Origin of the sequence: Streptomyces sp. NPDC047453, from assembly GCF_040643155.1 — a bacterium.
Taxonomy (GTDB): domain Bacteria; phylum Actinomycetota; class Actinomycetes; order Streptomycetales; family Streptomycetaceae; genus Streptomyces.
Window position 1 is genome coordinate 398,004 of the sequence record NZ_JBEYTS010000001.1, and the last position, 17,753, is coordinate 415,756.

Consider the following 17,753-nt stretch of genomic DNA (forward strand, 5'->3'; position numbering starts at 1 on the left):
ATCACATCGATCACGCCGATCGGAGCGATCACGCGGCCGCGCGCACGGCGGCGGCCGCGCGGTCCTCGCGCAGCCGCACCGCGTGCTCGTTCGTCCGGGCGTCGTACCGCATCAGCCCCGGCAGGCACAGCGCCAGCAGCCCCACCGCGCCCCCGCACAGCAGCCCGCCCGACCACACCGACGCCCGTACACCCCACCACGCGGCGAACCCGCCCGAGCGGACCTGCCCGAGCTGCGGGCCCGCCGAGTAGGACAGCAGCTCGATCCCGGCGAGCCGACCGCGCAGCGCGTCCGGGATCGTCTGGTTCCACATGGCGCCGCGGAAGACCCCGCTGACCATGTCGCAGCCGCCGGCCACGGTCAGGAACAGCAGCACCAGCCACACGTTGCCCACGGCACCGGCGGCGGCCACCGCCAGCCCCCACAGCAGCGCCGCCAGTACCACCATCCGCCCGTGCCGGTGCACCCGGGAGGTCCAGCCGCTGGTCAGGCTCACCAGCAGCGAGCCGAGCGGCACGGCGGCGTACATCAGTCCCAGCGCCCAGCGGGCGTCCAACTCGTCCGCGAGGAAGGGCAGCACGGCCAGTGGCATCGCCAGGAACATCGCGGCCAGGTCGACCACGTACGTCCCCAGGAGCTCCTTGCGGCCCCAGGCGTACCGGGCGCCCTCGGCGATGGCCCGCAGGGACGGCTTCGCGGCCTCGTGGGTGGCCGGCTGGGCGGCGATGCGCACGACCAGGACGACCGAGACCGCGAACGTCACCACGTCCGCGGCGTACGCCCAGGACAGGCCCGCGTACGCCACCACCACTCCTGCCGCGGCCGGACCCGCCACCCCGCCGACCGTCCAGCGCAGGGAGTTGAGCGCGGTCGCCGCCGTGAGGTGCTCGTGGGCCACGATCCGCGGCCACAGTGAGTCCAGCGCGGGCCGCTGTACGGAGGTCAGGGCGGCACAGAGGGCGGCGATCACGTACAGCGGCCACACAGCCGGGTGCGGCAGCAGCGCCCCGGCCAGCAGCGCCGCGCTGAGCAGCCCCTGCCCCACCTCGGTCCACACGATCAGCCGGCGCTTGTCCAGCGCGTCCGCGAGTGCCCCGCCGTACAGCCCGAACACGATCAGCGGGACCAGCTCCACGGCCCCGAGCGCGCCCACCGCCGCGGCCGAACCGGTCAGCTCCTTCAGCTGCACCGGCAGCGCGACGAAGGTGAGGAAGCTGCCGAAGTTCGAGATCAGGCCCGACACCCACAGCCGCCGGAAGTCGCGCGAGGCCTTCCAGGGGGAGAGGTCGGGGAGCACGGCCCGCAGGCCGGAGACGGGGGCGGGGGAGTCGTCGGTCACGAGGGGCCATCGTCGGCAGGCGGAGGTCCGGCGGCAACCGGTTTTCCGCGCGGCCCGCTACCAGCGCGGCGGGGGAGGCGCCGTCAGGAGGTCCGTCAGCCGCGACAAGCGGTCCCGGAAGCGGCCGCGGCCCCGCGGGGCCGGCAGCGCGTTCTCCCCGGCCGCCGCGCTCACCAGGTGCTGCACGGTGTCCAGGTCCAGCTCGGCCCCCGGCGGCACCGCCAGCGTCTCGTGCGCCATCGCCTCCAGCTCGCCCCCGCCGGAGCCCAGGGCCAGCACCGTCGCTCCGGCCCGCCTGGCCTCGTGCACCCGCTCCAGGAGCGGGGCGGGCTCCTCCGGGGCCACCACGAGCAGCGTCTCGCCGCGCCGGGCCGCCGCCAGCCGCCCCAGACCCACGGCCAGGTGCTCCCGGTCCGCGGGGCGTGGGGCGTGCCGGACGAGCGTCGGGGCCAGCTCCGGGGTGCCCGACCAGGCGGCCTCGTCCACCAGATGTGCCGCCAGGTGCCAGGGCTCGTCCTCCGGGGTGCCCACGAGCAGCAGCCCGCCCCCGTGCGACACCACGGCCCCCCGCAGTACCCCGGCGAACCGCCGGGTGGCCCCCAGCCACTCCGTTCCGGCGAGCACCTCGCGCAGCAACGTGACCCGTACGGCGTCCATACGCGCGCATCCTGCCGCAAACAGGCAGGGCCGGCGCGGACTTCGGTCCGCCTTCGCTCTTCCGGGGGACCCGGCGGCAGCGGGGGCCGCGGACGTAGAGTCGGCGCATGACCTCTAGCGACAGTGCACACAAGGCCCCCGCCAAGGACCCCTGGGACCTCCCCGACGTCTCCGGGCTGATCGTGGGCGTGCTCGGGGGAACCGGTCCGCAGGGCAAGGGCCTGGCCTACCGGCTCGCCCGCGCCGGGCAGAAGGTGATCATCGGCTCGCGCGCCGCCGAGCGGGCCCGGGCGGCGGCCGAGGAGACCGGGCACGGCGTCGAGGGCGCCGACAACGCCGAGACCGCGCGCCGCAGCGACATCGTGATCGTCGCCGTGCCGTGGGAGGGCCACGGCAAGACACTCGAGGCCCTGCGCGAGGAACTGGCCGGCAAGCTCGTCGTGGACTGCGTCAACCCGCTCGGCTTCGACAAGAAGGGCGCCTACGCGCTCAAGCCGGAGGAGGGCAGCGCCGCCGAGCAGGCCGCGGCCCTGCTGCCGGACTCACGGGTGACGGCGGCCTTCCACCACCTGTCGGCGGTTCTCCTCCAGGACTCCGGCATCGAGCGGATCGACACCGACGTGATGGTCCTCGGCGAGGAGCGCGCCGACGTGGAGACCGTCCAGGCGCTGGCCGGCCGCATCCCCGGCATGCGGGGCGTCTTCGCCGGGCGGCTGCGCAACGCCCACCAGGTGGAGTCGCTGGTCGCGAACCTGATCTCGGTCAACCGCCGCTACAAGGCGCACGCGGGACTCCGCATCACGGACGTATGAGCCGATGGGGGACACTGTTGCCGGACGCTTCCGCACGGAGGCCTCCGCCACGCTCGAAGCAGTGTCCCCGACAGGAGCCGACCGCCATGCAGCCCTCGCCCCCGTCCAGCCCGGCCCGGCGACTCGCCCTCTACGCCCTGATCGTCTGCGTGCTCGCGGTGGCCGCGGCCGTCGTCTCCTTCGTCCAGGGCAGCTGGCTCGGGGTGGTGTGGATCCTGCTGGCCGGGCTGTCGTCCAACATGACCTGGTACTACGCCCGCCGCGGCCGGACGGGGCAGGACCGCTCCGTCACCGGCTGACCGTGCACAACGCGCTGGGGCTTTCCCAGAAGCGATACAGGTTCCCGCCGCAGGCCTGGTCCAGGTACCCGACGCCCAGGTGACCCAGGATCGCGTGGATCATGTCGAAGAAGGCGCTCCCGACCGACGGCAGGAACAGCAGCGCGAAGACCAGCAGCACGCCGAACGGCGCGATCGACTGCACCTGGCGCTTGACGCCCTGCGACAGCCAGGGCTCGATGACGCCGTAGCCGTCCAGGCCCGGGACCGGCAGGGAGTTCAGGATCGTCGCCGTCACCTGGAGCAGCGCGAGGAAGGCCAGCGCGTACCGGAACTCGCGGGGCACGCCGTCCAGCGCGTCGAGCCAGAACGGGGCCGTGCACACCACCGCGAACAGCGCGTTCGTCAGCGGTCCCGCCGCCGAGACCAGGCTGTGCCGCCAGCGGCCCCGGATCCGGCCGCGCTCGATGAACACGGCGCCGCCGGGCAGCCCGATCCCGCCCATGATCAGGAACAGGAGCGGAAGCAGGATGCTCAGCACGGCGTGCGTGTACTTCAGCGGGTTCAGCGTCAGGTAGCCCTTGGCGCCGACCGTGACGTCACCGCTGTGCAGCGCGGTGCGCGCGTGCCCGTACTCGTGCAGGCACAGCGAGACGACCCAGGCCGCGGTCACGAACAGGAACACCGACAGGCCCGGGCGGGCCGGAATCGGATGGAATCCGGTCCAGGCGGCCCAGCCCGCGACCGCGGTGACGGCCAGGATGCCGAGGAAGACGGGGCTGATCCGGCGGTCGCCGCGGCGGGTGGTGACGGACGTCATGGGGGACGGCTCCTGTGCTCGTACGGTTCGTCCGGCGAGCCCGACCGTACCGGGCACACGGGGAGAACGTCCCGCCCCGGGCCGCGGGTTCCGGGACCGACCGGGCGCCGCGCCGCCGAAATCCCGTGACCGGCCGTGACCTCACCGGAGACAATGGACCCCGTGCGCTACCGCATCCTCGGCACCACCCAGGTGCTCCGCCCCGACGGCACCGCCGTCCCGGTCGGCGGGGCGCGGCTGCGTGCCCTGCTGACCGTGCTCGCCCTGCGTCCCGGCCGTACGGTCCCGGTGCGCGTCCTCGTCGGCGAGGTGTGGGACGGCGAGCCGCCCGCCGACGCCACGGGCGCGCTCCAGGCCCTGGTCGGGCGGCTGCGCCGGACCCTCGGCGCGGACGCGGTGGCTTCCGCGGAGGGCGGCTACCGGCTCGCCGCCGCGGCCGACGACGTCGACCTGCACCGCTTCGAGCGGCTGTCCGGGGAGGGCCTGCGCGCGCTGGCCGACGGCGACCCCGCGAAGGCGGCCGTCGTCCTCGACGACGCCCTCGCGCTGTGGCGCGGCCCCGCCCTCGCCGACCTGCCCGACCGCACCGCCGAGGCGGCCCGCTGGAACACCCGCCACCTGGACGTGCGCCGCGCCCGCCTCACCGCCGCCCTCGCCCTCGGGTACGCCGAGCAGAGCCTGCCCGAGCTGACCGCCCTGTGCGACACCCACCCCCTGGACGAACCCCTCCAGACCCTACGCCTGCGCGCCCTGCGCGACGCGGGCCGCACCGCGGAGGCCCTGGCCGCCTACGAGGACGTACGCCGTCTGCTGGCCGACCGCCTCGGCTCCGACCCGGGCCCGGAACTGCGCGCGCTGCACGGGGAACTGCTGCGGCCGCACGGGCCGCGCCCCGCCGGCGGGCCGCGGCAGGCGCCCGGCCCGGCCGCGGGCGCCGGGGTCCGGACCGCCGCGCCCGGTTCCGGCACGGTGTCGGGGCCGCGCGCCGCCGAGGACACCGCCGCCCCCGCGACGGCACCCTTCGCCGGGCCCGCCGCCGGCGTCCCGGCCGGCGCCGGGGGCGAGCAGGAGGACCCCGCCGCGGCCCCCGTGACGGTCACCTCCCGGCCCCCGAGCAACCTCCGCGCCCGGCTCACCTCCTTCGTGGGCCGCGAGGCCGACATCGAGACGATCCGGGCCGACCTCGGGGCCGCGCGTCTCGTGACGCTGCTCGGGCCGGGCGGCGCCGGGAAGACCCGGCTGTCGCAGGAGGCCGCCGAGGCCCTGCGGCCGGTGCCGCGGGACGGGGTGTGGCTGGCCGAACTCGCCCCCGTCGACGACGCCGAGGCCGTGCCCGAGGCCGTGCTCACCGCCGTCGGCGCCCGCGAGACCGTGCTGTACGGCGCCGGGGCCGAGGAGATGCGGGCCGTGGTCGCCGAGCGGCACGACGACCCCGTCGACCGGCTGGTGGAGCACTGCGCCCGGCGCCGCATGCTGCTCCTGCTCGACAACTGCGAGCACGTCGTCGACGCGGCCGCCCGCCTCGTCGAGGAGCTGCTCGCCCGCTGCCCCCACCTCACCGTCCTCGCCACCAGCCGGGAACCCCTGGGCATACCCGGCGAGGTGCTGCGGCCGGTCGAGCCGCTGCCCGAGCCGGTCGCGCTGCGGCTGCTCGCCGACCGCGGGGCCGCCGTACGGCCCGGGTTCCGCCCCGACGCCGACCAGGACACCGCGGACGCCTGCGCCGAGATCTGCCTGCGCCTGGACGGGCTGCCGCTCGCCATCGAACTCGCCGCCGCCCGGCTGCGGATGCTGGCCCCACGGCAGATCGCCGACCGGCTCGACGACCGCTTCCGCCTGCTCACCTCCGGCAGCCGTACCGTCCTGCCCCGCCAGCAGACCCTGCGGGCCGTCGTCGACTGGTCCTGGGACCTGCTCGACGCCGAGGAGCGGAACGTCCTGAGCCGGCTGTCCGTCTTCGCCGGCGGCTGCGACCTCGCCGCCGCCGAGGCCGTGTGCGGCCCCGCCGCCTTCGACGCCCTCGCCTCCCTCGTCGACAAGTCCCTCGTGGTGGCCACCCCGGCCGCCGACGGCGGGATGCGCTACCGGCTGCTGGAGACCGTCGCCGAGTACGCCGGGGAACGGCTCGACGAGGCCGGCGGCCGCACCGAGACCGGGCGCGCCCACCTGACGTACTACCGCGAACTGGCCCGCACCACCGACCCGTTGCTGCGAGGCCCCGGTCAGCGCGGCGCCATCGAGAAGCTGGAGCGGGAGTACGAGAACCTGCGCACCGCCCTGCGCCAAGCCGTCGCCGTGCGCGACGAGCAGGAGGGGCTGTGCCTGATCCTGTCGCTCGTCTTCTACTGGCAGCTGCGTGACGCGCGCATCGAGGCCCGCAACTGGTGCGGCGAGGTCATGGCGCTCGGCCCCGACCCCTTCGCCGAGCCGGTTCAGCGCGCCGCCCCGGTCCGGCAGCGGTGCACGGACACCCCGCCGCCGATGACCGGCGAGGTCCTCGCGGAGGCTCGTCGCGGCCTGCACCTCGCCCATCTGGCCTGCATGGATACCGAGTTGGAAGCCTGGGAGTCCCCGGAGGCGCAACGCAAGCTGCGCGTCATCACCGAGGTCTACGAGCCGGGTATGCCGCAGGTCTGCCGCAGCCCCGGCGTGCTCTGGATGTTCGCGGTGATGCTGACCGGTGACGTGGAGCGTCTGCGCGAGGTCAGCGACGCCGCCGTACGCACCTGCCGCAGCGATCCGGGATTCGAATGGGAGCTCGCCCACGCCCTCCAGTGGCGTGCCAACCTGCTGGCCAACCGCACCGACTCGGCCGGGGACGCCTGCCGCGACGCCGACGAGTCGCTGGAGATCTTCCGGCGCCTCGGGGACGCCTGGGGCACCGCCGAGGCGCTCTCCGCGCGCGCGGAGGCGCACGAGCGCACCGGAGCCCACTTGGCGGCCGCCGCCGACTACCGCGCGGCCGTCGAGCACGCCGAACGCCTCGGCGCCCACGCTCAGATCGCCGTCCTCAACGTCCGCCTCGGCGGCGTCCTGCTGGAGACGGGCGAGGCCGAACAAGGCGAGCGGATGCTGCGCGAGGTCGTCGAGCGGAGCGACGGCGGCCACAACGAGGCCCTGCCGGCCGCCCGGATCTTCCTCGCCGGCCGGCTCAGCATGACCGGTCGCATCCCCGAGGCGCGCGAGCAACTGCGGCTCCTGCGCGAGGAATTCACCATCTCGCACTTCGTCGTCTTCGACGCCTTCATCCTCGGCGCGGAGGCTTGGCTGGATGCGGCCGACGGCCACTACGAGAACGCCCTCGACAAGTCCCGCCGGGCGCTGGAGCAGGCCCAGAACCCGCTGTCCCAGGCCATCGCGCCCCATATGCACTCGGTGTACCTGACCATCGGCGCCACGGCCCTGGCCGGTGTGGACGGCGGACGCCGGGCCCGGGACGCCGCCCGCTGCGTCGGCGCCGCCGACGCCCTGCTGCCGCCCCGCCATGTCTTCTCGTCCCTGGAACGCCATGTCCGTGACGAGGTTGTCGCGCGGACGCGGGCACTGCTCGGCGAGGAGGCGTACCAGGCCGCGTACGCGGAGGGCGGCGGCCTGTCCCCGCAGGAGGCCGCCGCCCTGATCTGAGCCGCACCGGCGCGCAGCCGTGCGGTCAGCTCTTGGTGCGGAACTTGTGGATCGCCACCGGCGCCATCACCGCCGTGAGCGCCGCCGACCAGGCCAGGCTCACCCACAGGCTGTGTGCCACCGGGCCGCCCACCATCAGCCCGCGGGCGGTGTCCGCGAGCGCGGACAGCGGGTTGTACTGGGTGAAGGTCCGCAGCCAGCCCGGCATCGTCCCGGGCGGGGCGAAGATGGACGAGCCGAACTGGAGCGGCATCAGCACCAGGAAGCCCATCGCCTGCACGGACTGCGCGTTCTTCATCACCACGCCGAGCGTGATGAACACCCACATCAGCGCCGAGCCGAACACCGCCGACAGGCCCACGGCGGCGAACAGGCCGGGCCAGTTCTCGATGTCGAAGCCGACCAGGACACCGACGATCAGCAGGATCGCGGTGGCGATCAGCATCCGCAGCAGCTCCACCGCGATCTTGGCGAACAGCACCGAGCCGCGCCCGATCGGCAGGGACCGGAAGCGGTCCATGACACCGGAGTTGAAGTCCTGGTTGAAGCCTGTGCCCACGCTCTGGGCCAGGTTCATCCCCATCATGGCCATCAGGCCGGGCACGATGTACTGCACGTACTGCTGCTGCCCGCCGCCCAGCGATTGCCCGATCGAGCCGCCGAAGACGTACACGAACAGCAGCGTGAAGATCACCGGAAACAGGATCGCGTCGAACATCGACTCCGGGTCCTGCCGGATCCACAGCAGGTTGCGGCGGACCAGCGCGCCGGTGTGCCGCAGATGGCTGCGCAGCGGGATCCGGGCGTCGGCCTTGAGGCCGGGGGAGCCCAGGGGGGTCGTGGCATCCAAGGAGGCGGCGCGGAGCGCCTCGTTCAGGGTGGTGGTGGGCGACGGGTGGGCGCTCATGCGGCGACCTCTTCGCGGGTGTCGGCGGGCACGGTGTCCTGCGGGGCACTGGCGCGGTGGCCGGTGAGGGACAGGAACACCTCGTCCAGGCTGGGCAGTTCGGTGGTGATGGAGCTGATCGTGATGCCGCGCGCGGTGACCGCGCCGACCACGGCGGTCAACTGCTCGTCGCTGAGGACCGGCACGAGCAGGGAGCCGGACGCGGCGTCGACGGTCGTCGCGGCGAGCCCGGTGATGCCCAGCTCGTCGAGCATCCCCGCCAGCGGGCCCAGTTCGAGCGCGTCGGCCGGCTTCACCCGCAGGGTGCGCCCGCCGACCTTCGCCTTCAGCGCCTCGATGCCGCCGCCCGCGACGACCTTGCCGCGGTCGACGACGGTCAGCTCGGAGGCGAGCTGTTCGGCCTCCTCCATGTACTGGGTGGTCAGCAGCACGGTGACCCCGTCGCCGACCATCGCCTTGACCTCGCTCCACACCTCGTTGCGGGTACGGGGGTCGAGGCCCGTGGTCGGCTCGTCCAGGAACAGGACGTTCGGCCGCCCGATCATCGAGGCGGCGAGGTCGAGCCGCCGCCGCATGCCGCCGGAGTAGGTGCGGGCCGGCCGCCGCGCGGCCTCGGTGAGCGAGAACCGCTCCAGCAGTTCGTCGGCGCGGGCGCGGGCCTCCTTGCGCGGCAGGTCGAGGAGCCGGCCGATCAGGTACAGGTTCTCCCAGCCGGGGAGCTTCTCGTCCACGGAGGCGTACTGCCCGGTCAGCCCGATGACCCGGCGCAGCTGCCGGGGCTGCCGTACGACGTCGTAGCCGGCCACGGTGGCCTGTCCGGCGTCCGGGGCGAGCAGGGTGGACAGGATGCGTACGAGGGTGGTCTTGCCGGCTCCGTTCGGCCCGAGTACGCCCATCACGGTGCCCTCGCGCACGTTCAGGTCCACGCCGTCCAGTGCCTTGGTCTCGCCGTAGTGCTTGACCAGCCCCCGCACGGTCACGGCGTTCGGCACGCCGCCGGGGTTGTCGTCGATTCGCGTCATGCCCCGTACGGTGCCAGCCCCCACCGACAAACCACCGACAGCCCACCGACAGACAGCCGACCAGCCGGCGCAGCCGCGGTGAGCCGACCCACCCCAGCCGCGGCACCGGCCCACCGTTCAGGAAACCGGCAGCCCCCGCCGACGGGGGAAGATCGGCGGGGGCTGCCCTGGTACCGCGATGGCTCAACTGGAGGTCAGTGCACCGAGTGCTCCTCCAGCGGGAACGTCCCGCCCACCACATCCTCCGCGAAGGCCTTGGCCGCGTTGCCCATGACCTCGCGCAGGTCGGCGTACTTCTTGACGAACTTCGGCACGCGCCCGCCGGTCAGCCCGAGCATGTCGGTCCACACCAGCACCTGCGCGTCCGTGTCGGGACCGGCGCCGATGCCGACCGTCGGGATGTGCAGCACCCGCGTCACCTCGGCGGCCAGTTCGGCCGGCACCAGCTCCAGCACCACCGCGAACGCGCCCGCGTCCTGAACGGCCTTCGCGTCCCGCAGCAGTTGCTGCGCCGCCTCCTCGCCGCGGCCCTGGACGCGGTAGCCCATGGCGTTGACGGACTGCGGGGTCAGGCCGATGTGGGCCATGACCGGGATGCCGGACTCCACCAGGAGCCGGATCTGCTCGTGGGAACGCTCGCCGCCCTCCAGCTTCACCGCGCCGACACCCGCCTCCTTCACCAGCCGGGTCGCCGAGCGCAGCGCCTGCACCGGGCCCTCCTGGTAGGAGCCGAAGGGGAGGTCGCCGACGATCAGGGCGCGGTGGGTGCCGCGGACGACGGCGGCCGACAGCATGGTCATCTCGTCGAGCGTGACGGGGACGGTCGTCTCGTAGCCGAGGTGGCAGTTGCCCGCGGAGTCGCCGACCAGCATCACCGGGATGCCGGCCTCGTCGAAGACGGACGCGGTCATCGCGTCGTAGGCGGTGAGCATGGGCCACTTCTCGCCGCGTTCCTTGGCGAGGGAGATGTCGCGAACAGTGATGCGGCGGGTGCCCTTCCCCCCGTACAGCGCCTTGCTGCCGTCGGAGGGCTTGTTGTGGGCAGCCGAAAGCTGCGTCATGACAACGGCTCCTTCAGTCATCTCGGGGCGCCCTTACGGCGTCCCCGGATCCCTCTCATGGTGGCACCTCGTGCCGGACGCGGCCAGAGGAGCCCCATGTGCGCAACGTCTCGGCACGGAGGGCGTAAGATCTGGGTAAAGGATTGCGATACGAAACGGTCTCGTATCGGAAGTGGCCCTACGCTCGGCGCCATGACTACTCCTGCCGACCGCGCCGCCCACGGCCTCCGGGTTCCGGAAGCGGTGCACCGCCGCCGTTGGGCGATTCTCGGCGTGTTGATGCTGAGCCTGCTGATAGTGGTGCTCGACAACTCGATCCTGAACGTCGCGATCAAGATCATCTCGACCCCCGCCCCCACCGGCCTGGGCGCCACGCAGAGCGAACTGGAGTGGGCGATCAACGCCTACACCCTCGTCTTCGCGGGCCTGTTGTTCACCTCGGGCCTGGTCGGCGACCGCATCGGGCGCAAGAAGGTCCTGATCGGCGGCCTCGTCGTGTTCGGCGTCGGCTCCGCGCTGGCCGCCGAGTCCGGCTCGCCGGGCCAGCTCATCGCCTTCCGCGCCCTGATGGCCCTGGGCGCCGCCTTCGTCATGCCGGCCACCCTGGCCGTCCTGATGAACGTCTTCGAGCGCGAGGAGCAGCCCAAGGCCATCGGCATCTGGGCGGGCGGCGTCGGCCTGGCCATCGCGATCGGCCCGATCACCGGCGGTCTGCTCCTGGACCACTTCTGGTGGGGCTCGGTCTTCCTGGTCAACGTTCCCATCGTCATCCTCGCGGTCGCGCTGATGCTGTGGCTGGTGCCCGACTCCCGCGACCCGCGGCCCGGCCGCCTCGACCCGATCGGTGTGGTGCTGTCCGTCGTCGGCCTGGTCCTGCTCGTCTACGGCATCATCCGGGGCGGCGAGCTCGCCGACTTCACCAACGCGACCGTGCTGTCGACGATCGTGGCGGGCCTGCTCGTCCTCGCGGCCTTCGTGGTCTACGAAAAGCGCAGCGACCACCCGTCCCTGGACGTCACGTACTTCAAGAACAAGGTCTTCTCGGCCGCCATGACCGCCATCGCGCTGGTCTTCTTCGCACTGATGGGCGTGACGTTCTTCGGCGTCTTCTACACCCAGAGCGTGCGCGGCTACTCGCCGCTGGAGTCCGGTGTGCTGATGCTGCCGCTCGCCGTCGCGCAGTTGATCTTCGCGCCGCGGGCCCGGCTGGTCGTCGACCGCTTCGGCAACAAGGCCACCACCACAGGTGGACTGATCCTGCTCGCCGCCATGCTGGCCGCCTTCGCCGGCTTCGAGGCCGACACGCCGATCTGGCTGCTGGAGGTCGTCTTCTTCCTCATGGGCACCGGCATGGCGCACATCATGACGCCGACCAGCGTCGTCATCATGCAGGCGCTGCCCCGCGAGAAGGCCGGCTCGGCCTCCGCGCTCAGCAACACCTTCCGCCAGGTCGGCGGCGCCCTCGGCATCGCCGTCCTCGGCTCGGTGCTCTCGACGGCGTACCGCAACGACATCGAGGGCAAGCTCGGGCTGCTGCCGGCCGGACTGCGCGACAAGGCCGGCGAGTCCATCGAGGCCACCCTCGGCATCGCGGCCAAGCTCGGCCCGCAGGGCAAGGCCCTGATCGGTCCGGCCAACGACGCCTTCCTGCACGCCATGCACGTCACCGCGTTGTGCGGCACCGTGGTCGCGCTCGTCGGCGCGGTCGTGGTGGCCGTGTTCCTGCCGGGCAAGGAGGCCCTGCCGCAGAAGGGCGAGGAGGAAGAGGAGCTGGTGGCCGCGGTGGAGTAGCCGGGGCACGGGGGCCACGCGGCGACGGGGGACTGCCGGCCGGGGGAGGCCGTCGGTGGGTTGAACCCACCGGCGACCGCCCGATAGGACAATCTCCCTGTACGACGAAAGGACGGCCTACGTGAGCCTTGCCGACAGCCACGCCGCTGCCGCCGCCCCCGTGCGGGGGCGCCCCCGCAGCGAAGCGGTGGAACGCGCCATCGTGGAGGGCGTGATGAAGCTGCTGGAGGACGGTGTGCCGCTGGCCGAACTCTCCATTGAACGCATCGCCCGCACCGCGGGCGTTGGCAAGGCCACCATCTACCGGCGCTGGAGTGGCAAGGAGGAGCTGTTCGTCGACGTCGTACGTGGTACCGAGCCCCCCGACCCCGAACTGCCGGGCACCTCCATGCGTGACGACCTCGTGGCCATCCTCGAACAGCTGCGCCGTCGCGGCCTGGTGAGCCGCAGCTCACTCATCCTGCACAACGTCTACGCCCAGATGAAGAGCAGCCCGAAGATCTGGTGCGCCTACCACGCGACCGTCATCGAGCCGCGGCGCAAACTCCAGGTGGAGGTCCTGCGCCGCGGGCAGCGCGACGGCGAACTGCGCCGGGACATCGACGTCGACCTGCTGGGCGACCTCTTCGTCGGCCCCATGCTGGTGCGCAGCGTGATGCGCCCCGACGCCGGCCTGCCCGAGGGGCTGTCGGAGCAGATAGTGGACGCGGTGCTCGAAGGGCTACGGCCTGTCAGTTCCCCGCGTTGATGTGCGCGTTTCGTCACAGATGGGGCTGCGGGCGGCGCGACCGGAACTCCGCGCGCCGACTTCTTCGTCCTCCTGCCCGTACGGCCGTCAAGGACGGCGGGAACGGTGCCGATCATCCCCTAGGGTCGTAGAGCGCGGGGGTGAACGGTGTGCACGGCAGGCAGTGAGGCGACGGTATGGCGCGACAGGCGTACGTGACGGAGGCGGCGGGCGGCTCGGGGCCCGAGCGCCCAGGGGACCGGCTCCGGCGCCTGGCGCGCGGCTTCTCCGACGGCCGGCGTGGCGACGCGGGGATCTGGCGCCGGGGCCTCCTTCTCGCCGCGTTCGCGGTCGCCCTCGCCCTGGTGATGCTGATGCACGCGCAGATCCCCAACCGGATCGGCAACCTCGGCAGCCTCATCGAGACCTTCCTGCCGTGGGCGGGCCTCTTCGTGCCGGTGCTGCTGGTGCTGGCCCTGGTGCGCAGGTCGCCGATCGCGCTGATCGCCGTGCTGCTGCCCGGGATCGTCTGGTTCAACCAGTTCAGCAGCCTGCTCACCGACAAGACGGGCACCGGCGGCGAACTGATGGTCGCCACGCACAACGTCAACGCCGACAACCGCGACCCGTCCGGCACCGCCCGGGATCTGGCCGCCTCCGGGGCCCAGGTGCTCGCCCTGGAGGAGCTGCAGACGTCCGCGCTGCCCGTCTACGAGCGGACGCTCGCCCCGGCGTACCGGTACCACACGGTGCAGGGCACGGTCGGGCTGTGGAGCAAGTACCCGATCAGCGGCGTCCGCTCCGTCGACATCAAGCTGGGCTGGACGCGCGCCCTGCGCGCCAGCGTGGGGACGCCCGAGGGGGCCGTCGCGGTGTACGTCGCCCATATGCCCTCGGTGCGGGTGAAGCTGAACGCCGGGTTCACCGCCGCGCAGCGCGACGAGAGCGCGGACGCGCTGGGCGAGGCGATCGCCGGTGAGCGACTGCCCCGGGTGGTCCTGCTCGGCGATCTGAACGGCACCATGAGCGACCGCTCGCTCAACGCGGTCACCTCCCAGATGCGCTCCACCCAGGGCGCCGCGGGCAGCGGGTTCGGGTTCAGCTGGCCGGCGTCGTTCCCGATGGCGCGGATCGACCAGATCATGGTCAGGGGAGTGGAGCCGGTGAGCTCCTGGACCCTGCCGCGCACGGGCAGCGACCATCTGCCGGTGGCCGCGCGTGTGAACGTCACCACATCGGCAACCGGGTCGTAACCTGCCGGAATACTGGGCCTGAGAGGCTTTGTTCCGTCTCTGAACATACGCGGATCATCGCGGTACGGAACTCCTGCACCGCACGCTTCGAAGCTCTGAAAGGCCCTCCATGCCCCTGGCTGTGCTCGCCCTCGCCGTGGGCGCCTTCGGCATCGGTACCACCGAGTTCGTCATCATGGGGCTGCTCCCCGACGTCGCCGACGACCTGCACGTCTCGATCCCCGCCGCCGGGCACCTGGTCTCGGCGTACGCGCTGGGCGTCGTCATCGGCGCTCCGCTGCTGGCCGCCGTCACCTCGCGGCTGCCCCGCCGGCACGTCCTGATCGGCCTCATGGCCCTGTTCGTCGTCGGCAACGCGCTGTCCGCCCTCGCCCCCGGCTACGACTGGCTGCTGGCCGCCCGCTTCCTCAGCGGACTGCCGCACGGCGCCTTCTTCGGTGTGGGCGCCGTCGTCGCCGCGACCATGGTGCCGCCGGAGCGCAGGGCCCGGTCGGTGTCCCTGATGATGCTCGGCCTGACCCTGGCGAACGTCGTCGGTGTCCCGGCCGCCACGCTCATGGGCCAGCGCCTCGGCTGGCGGGTGACCTTCCTCGCGGTCAGCGTGATCGGGGTCGCCGCGATAGCGTCCCTCGTCCTGCTGGTCCCGCGCGACCGCGGCCACGCCCCCGCGGCCGGCCTGCGCCGCGAACTGGCCGCCCTGCGCTCCCTCCCGGTCTGGCTGGCCCTGCTGACGACCGTGGCGGGCTTCGGCGCGCTGTTCTCGGCCTACAGCTACATCACGCCGATGCTCACCGGCTCCGCCGGGTACGCCGAGGCGGGAGTGACGCTGCTGCTGGCCCTGTTCGGGGTGGGCGCGACCGTCGGCAACCTGCTGGGCGGGCGCCTGGCCGACCACTCGACGCGGGGCACGCTGTTCGGCGGGCTCACCGCGCTGGCGGTCGTGCTGGCGCTGTTCCCGCTGCTGATGCGGACCGAGTGGAGCGCGGCCCTCGCGGTGGCCCTGCTGGGCACGGCGGCGTTCGTCACCGGTTCGCCGCTCCAGCTCATGGTCATGGAGAAGGCGTCCACGGCCCCCTCCCTGGCCTCCGCGGCCAACCAGGCCGCGTTCAACCTGGCGAACGCGGGCGGCGCCTGGATCGGCGGGCTGGCGCTCGCCGCGGGCCTCGGCGTGACCTCGCCGGCGCTCGCGGGGGCCGTCCTCGCGGTGCTGGGCCTCGCGGTGGCCGGCCTGGCGTACCGGGTGGACCTGCGGCGGGCGGGTGGCGTGCGGGTCGGGCGGGAGCGCGTGGTCGCCTCGCACATGCCGTCCGCGGCCCGTACCGGGGTCCCTTCCCACTCGACGAGCACGGGGGAACTCCGGGACGGGGCCGTCCGGGCCGAGGGTGGTGCGGGCGGGCCGGGAGCCTAGCCCCGGGGACTCCCGTACCCCGTTACCCCCGTATGGGACCCGGTGCCTACGCCGATTCCCGCCAGCCGTTCGTGATCGGCAGGCGCCGGTCCTTGCCGAAGCCCTTCGCGGAGATCTTCGTGCCCGGCGGGTACTGGCGCCGCTTGTACTCGGCCGTGTCGACCATGCGGAGCGTCTTCGTGACCAGCTCGCCGTCGTATCCGGCCGCGACGATCAGGTCGGCGCCCTTGTCCTGGTCGACGTAGAGCTCCAGGATCGCGTCCAGCACCGGGTAGTCCGGGAGCGAGTCGGTGTCGACCTGGCCGGGGCGCAGCTCCGCGCTCGGCGGCTTGGTGATGGAGTTCTCCGGGATCGGCGGGACCTCGCCACGCTGGGCCGCGGCCCGGTTGCGCCACTCGGCCAGCCGGAAGACCGACGTCTTGTACACGTCCTTGATCGGACCGTACGCGCCCACCGAGTCGCCGTACAGCGTCGAGTAGCCCACCGCCAGCTCCGACTTGTTGCCGGGCGCGAGGACGATGTGGCCCTCCTGGTTGGAGACCGCCATCAGCAGCGTGCCGCGCAGCCGGGACTGGAGGTTCTCCTCGGCCAGGCCCGTCAGGCCCAGGGAGCCCATGTACGCGTCGAACATCGGCGCGATCGGGACGGTGCGGAAGTTGAGGCCGGTGCGCCGTGCCAGCTCCGCGGCGTCGTCCTTGGAGTGCTCCGAGGAGTACTTGGACGGCATGGAGACGCCGTACACGTTCTCCGCGCCCACCGCGTCGCAGGCGATCGCCGCGACCAGCGCGGAGTCGATGCCGCCGGACAGGCCGATCAGCACGGAGCGGAAGCCGTTCTTGCGCACGTACGCGCGCAGGCCCACGACCAGCGCCGTGTAGACCTCCTCGTCGTCGTCCATGCGCGCGGCGTACTCGCCGGTCGGCTCCGGCTCGTAGGCCGGCAGCGGCTCCTCGGACAGCACCACGCGGTCGATGCGCAGACCGTCGTCGACCACGCCCGTGGGCGCCTGCGCCGAGGCGGCCGGCAGGTCCAGGTCCAGCACCATGAGGTCCTCGGCGAACTGCGGCGCCCGCGCGACCACCTCGCCGTCCGGGGCGACCACGATCGAGTCGCCGTCGAAGACCAGCTCGTCCTGCCCGCCGGTCATGGCGAGGTAGGCGAGGGTGCAGCCGGCCTCCTGGGCCCGCTTGCGGACCAGGTCGAGGCGGGCGTCGTCCTTCAGTCGCTCGTACGGCGAGGCGTTGATCGAGACCAGCAGCCCGGCGCCCGCGCTGCGGGCGGCCGGCACGCGGCCGCCGTCCTGCCACAGGTCCTCGCAGATGGCGAGCGCGACGTCGACGCCGTGCACCCGCAGGACCGGCATGGTGTCGCCGGGGACGAAGTAGCGGAACTCGTCGAAGACGCCGTAGTTCGGCAGGTGGTGCTTGGCGAAGCTCAGCACCACCTCGCCGCGGTGCAGCACCGCCGCCGCGTTCTGCGGCGCGCCGGCGGGCATGCCGTACTTCGGCTGGGCGGTCTCACCGCGGTCGAGGTAGCCGACGAGCACCGGCAGCTCCCCGAGGCCCTCCGCGGCGAGCCGTGCGGCGAGGGCGCGCAGCGCGGCGCGGGACGCCTGCACGAAGGACGACCTGAGGGCCAGGTCCTCGACGGGGTACCCGGTCAACGCCATCTCCGGGAACACCGCGAGATGCGCTCCGCGCTCGGCGGACTCCCGGGCCCGGCGGACGATCGCCTCGGAGTTACCGGCGAGGTCTCCGACGCGCGAGTCGATCTGGTTCAGGGCGAGACGTAGTTGAGGCACGCGCCCAGTGTAATCGTCAAAGCGACGCGATAGCCGGGCGCGGAGGTGTGGGCCACCCCACGCCGTCCCGGCCCGCGCGCGTGGCGGTGACCGCCACCGTGCCCGTGCCCGTGCGCTCGCCGCGCGCCTGGGGCGGTGGGCTGTCCGGGCGTCTGCCCCTGCTGGCCGGTGCCTGGCCGCGAGGAGTCGCCCGCACTCATGTGACCCGTCCGCCGACCGGCAGGGTTCGCTCGCGGGCGTGACGGTCCCGCCC

The 17,753-nt window shown here is 73.1% G+C and carries 14 protein-coding genes; 7 read left to right on the forward strand and 7 right to left on the reverse strand.

The window, feature by feature from the left end:
• Positions 1-28: 28 nt before the first annotated feature.
• Together ABZ818_RS01810 and ABZ818_RS01815 are read right to left on the reverse strand one after the other, a co-directional pair.
• Positions 29-1,339, reverse strand: a complete 1,311-nt coding sequence (locus ABZ818_RS01810) for an MFS transporter (protein WP_361409175.1) — start codon at positions 1,337-1,339, stop codon at positions 29-31.
• A 57-nt stretch (positions 1,340-1,396) separates the two neighbouring features.
• Positions 1,397-1,996: a hypothetical protein gene (locus ABZ818_RS01815; RefSeq protein WP_361409178.1), complete on the reverse strand. Its 600-nt coding sequence runs from the start codon at positions 1,994-1,996 to the stop codon at positions 1,397-1,399.
• A 107-nt stretch (positions 1,997-2,103) separates the two neighbouring features.
• On the opposite strand from ABZ818_RS01815, the gene npdG reads away from it, so the two are divergent.
• Complete coding sequence (npdG, locus tag ABZ818_RS01820; RefSeq protein WP_361409180.1) at positions 2,104-2,808, forward strand: NADPH-dependent F420 reductase; 705 nt, start codon at positions 2,104-2,106, stop codon at positions 2,806-2,808.
• Between the two features lie 86 nt (positions 2,809-2,894).
• Positions 2,895-3,107: a hypothetical protein gene (locus ABZ818_RS01825; RefSeq protein WP_361409183.1), complete on the forward strand. Its 213-nt coding sequence runs from the start codon at positions 2,895-2,897 to the stop codon at positions 3,105-3,107.
• On the opposite strand, the gene ABZ818_RS01830 is transcribed toward ABZ818_RS01825, so the two are convergent.
• A complete protein-coding gene (locus ABZ818_RS01830) occupies positions 3,097-3,906 on the reverse strand; it encodes a site-2 protease family protein (RefSeq protein WP_361409186.1) in 810 nt (269 codons plus the stop codon). The two genes, ABZ818_RS01825 and ABZ818_RS01830, sit on opposite strands and share 11 nt — an antisense overlap.
• 153 nt (positions 3,907-4,059) lie before the next feature.
• Here ABZ818_RS01830 and ABZ818_RS01835 point away from each other — a divergent pair, with 153 nt between their 5' ends.
• Positions 4,060-7,530, forward strand: a complete 3,471-nt coding sequence (locus tag ABZ818_RS01835; RefSeq protein WP_361409604.1) for a BTAD domain-containing putative transcriptional regulator — start codon at positions 4,060-4,062, stop codon at positions 7,528-7,530.
• 25 nt (positions 7,531-7,555) lie between these two features.
• On the opposite strand, the gene ABZ818_RS01840 is transcribed toward ABZ818_RS01835, so the two are convergent.
• The 3 genes from ABZ818_RS01840 to panB form a co-directional block, all read right to left on the reverse strand.
• Positions 7,556-8,437: an ABC transporter permease gene (locus ABZ818_RS01840; RefSeq protein WP_361409189.1), complete on the reverse strand. Its 882-nt coding sequence runs from the start codon at positions 8,435-8,437 to the stop codon at positions 7,556-7,558.
• Positions 8,434-9,459 carry an ATP-binding cassette domain-containing protein gene (locus tag ABZ818_RS01845; RefSeq protein WP_361409192.1) on the reverse strand — a complete coding sequence of 342 codons (1,026 nt, stop codon included), beginning with the start codon at positions 9,457-9,459 and terminating at the stop codon, positions 8,434-8,436. The genes ABZ818_RS01840 and ABZ818_RS01845 overlap by 4 nt, the downstream gene beginning before the upstream one ends.
• A 194-nt stretch (positions 9,460-9,653) precedes the next feature.
• Entirely contained in the window at positions 9,654-10,520 is an 867-nt protein-coding gene (gene panB, locus ABZ818_RS01850; RefSeq protein WP_361409196.1) for a 3-methyl-2-oxobutanoate hydroxymethyltransferase, read from the reverse strand.
• Between the two features lie 192 nt (positions 10,521-10,712).
• Here panB and ABZ818_RS01855 point away from each other — a divergent pair, with 192 nt between their 5' ends.
• The 4 genes from ABZ818_RS01855 (at position 10,713) to ABZ818_RS01870 (ending at position 15,699) form a co-directional block, all read left to right on the forward strand.
• Positions 10,713-12,311, forward strand: a complete 1,599-nt coding sequence (locus tag ABZ818_RS01855; protein WP_361409199.1) for an MFS transporter — start codon at positions 10,713-10,715, stop codon at positions 12,309-12,311.
• Positions 12,312-12,432: 121 nt separating this feature from the next.
• The gene (locus ABZ818_RS01860; RefSeq protein ID WP_361409202.1) at positions 12,433-13,059 is read left to right on the forward strand and encodes a TetR/AcrR family transcriptional regulator; all 627 of its coding nucleotides are present in this window, start codon (positions 12,433-12,435) and stop codon (positions 13,057-13,059) included.
• Positions 13,060-13,235: 176 nt separating this feature from the next.
• Entirely contained in the window at positions 13,236-14,291 is a 1,056-nt protein-coding gene (locus ABZ818_RS01865) for an endonuclease/exonuclease/phosphatase family protein (protein ID WP_361409205.1), read from the forward strand.
• A 109-nt stretch (positions 14,292-14,400) separates the two neighbouring features.
• The gene (locus tag ABZ818_RS01870) at positions 14,401-15,699 is read left to right on the forward strand and encodes an MFS transporter (RefSeq protein WP_361409208.1); all 1,299 of its coding nucleotides are present in this window, start codon (positions 14,401-14,403) and stop codon (positions 15,697-15,699) included.
• Between the two features lie 46 nt (positions 15,700-15,745).
• Here the strand turns inward: ABZ818_RS01870 and ABZ818_RS01875 are convergent, their stop codons facing one another.
• Positions 15,746-17,500, reverse strand: coding sequence for an NAD+ synthase (locus tag ABZ818_RS01875; protein ID WP_361409210.1), 1,755 nt, complete (start codon positions 17,498-17,500; stop codon positions 15,746-15,748).
• Between the last annotated feature and the right edge of the window lie 253 nt (positions 17,501-17,753).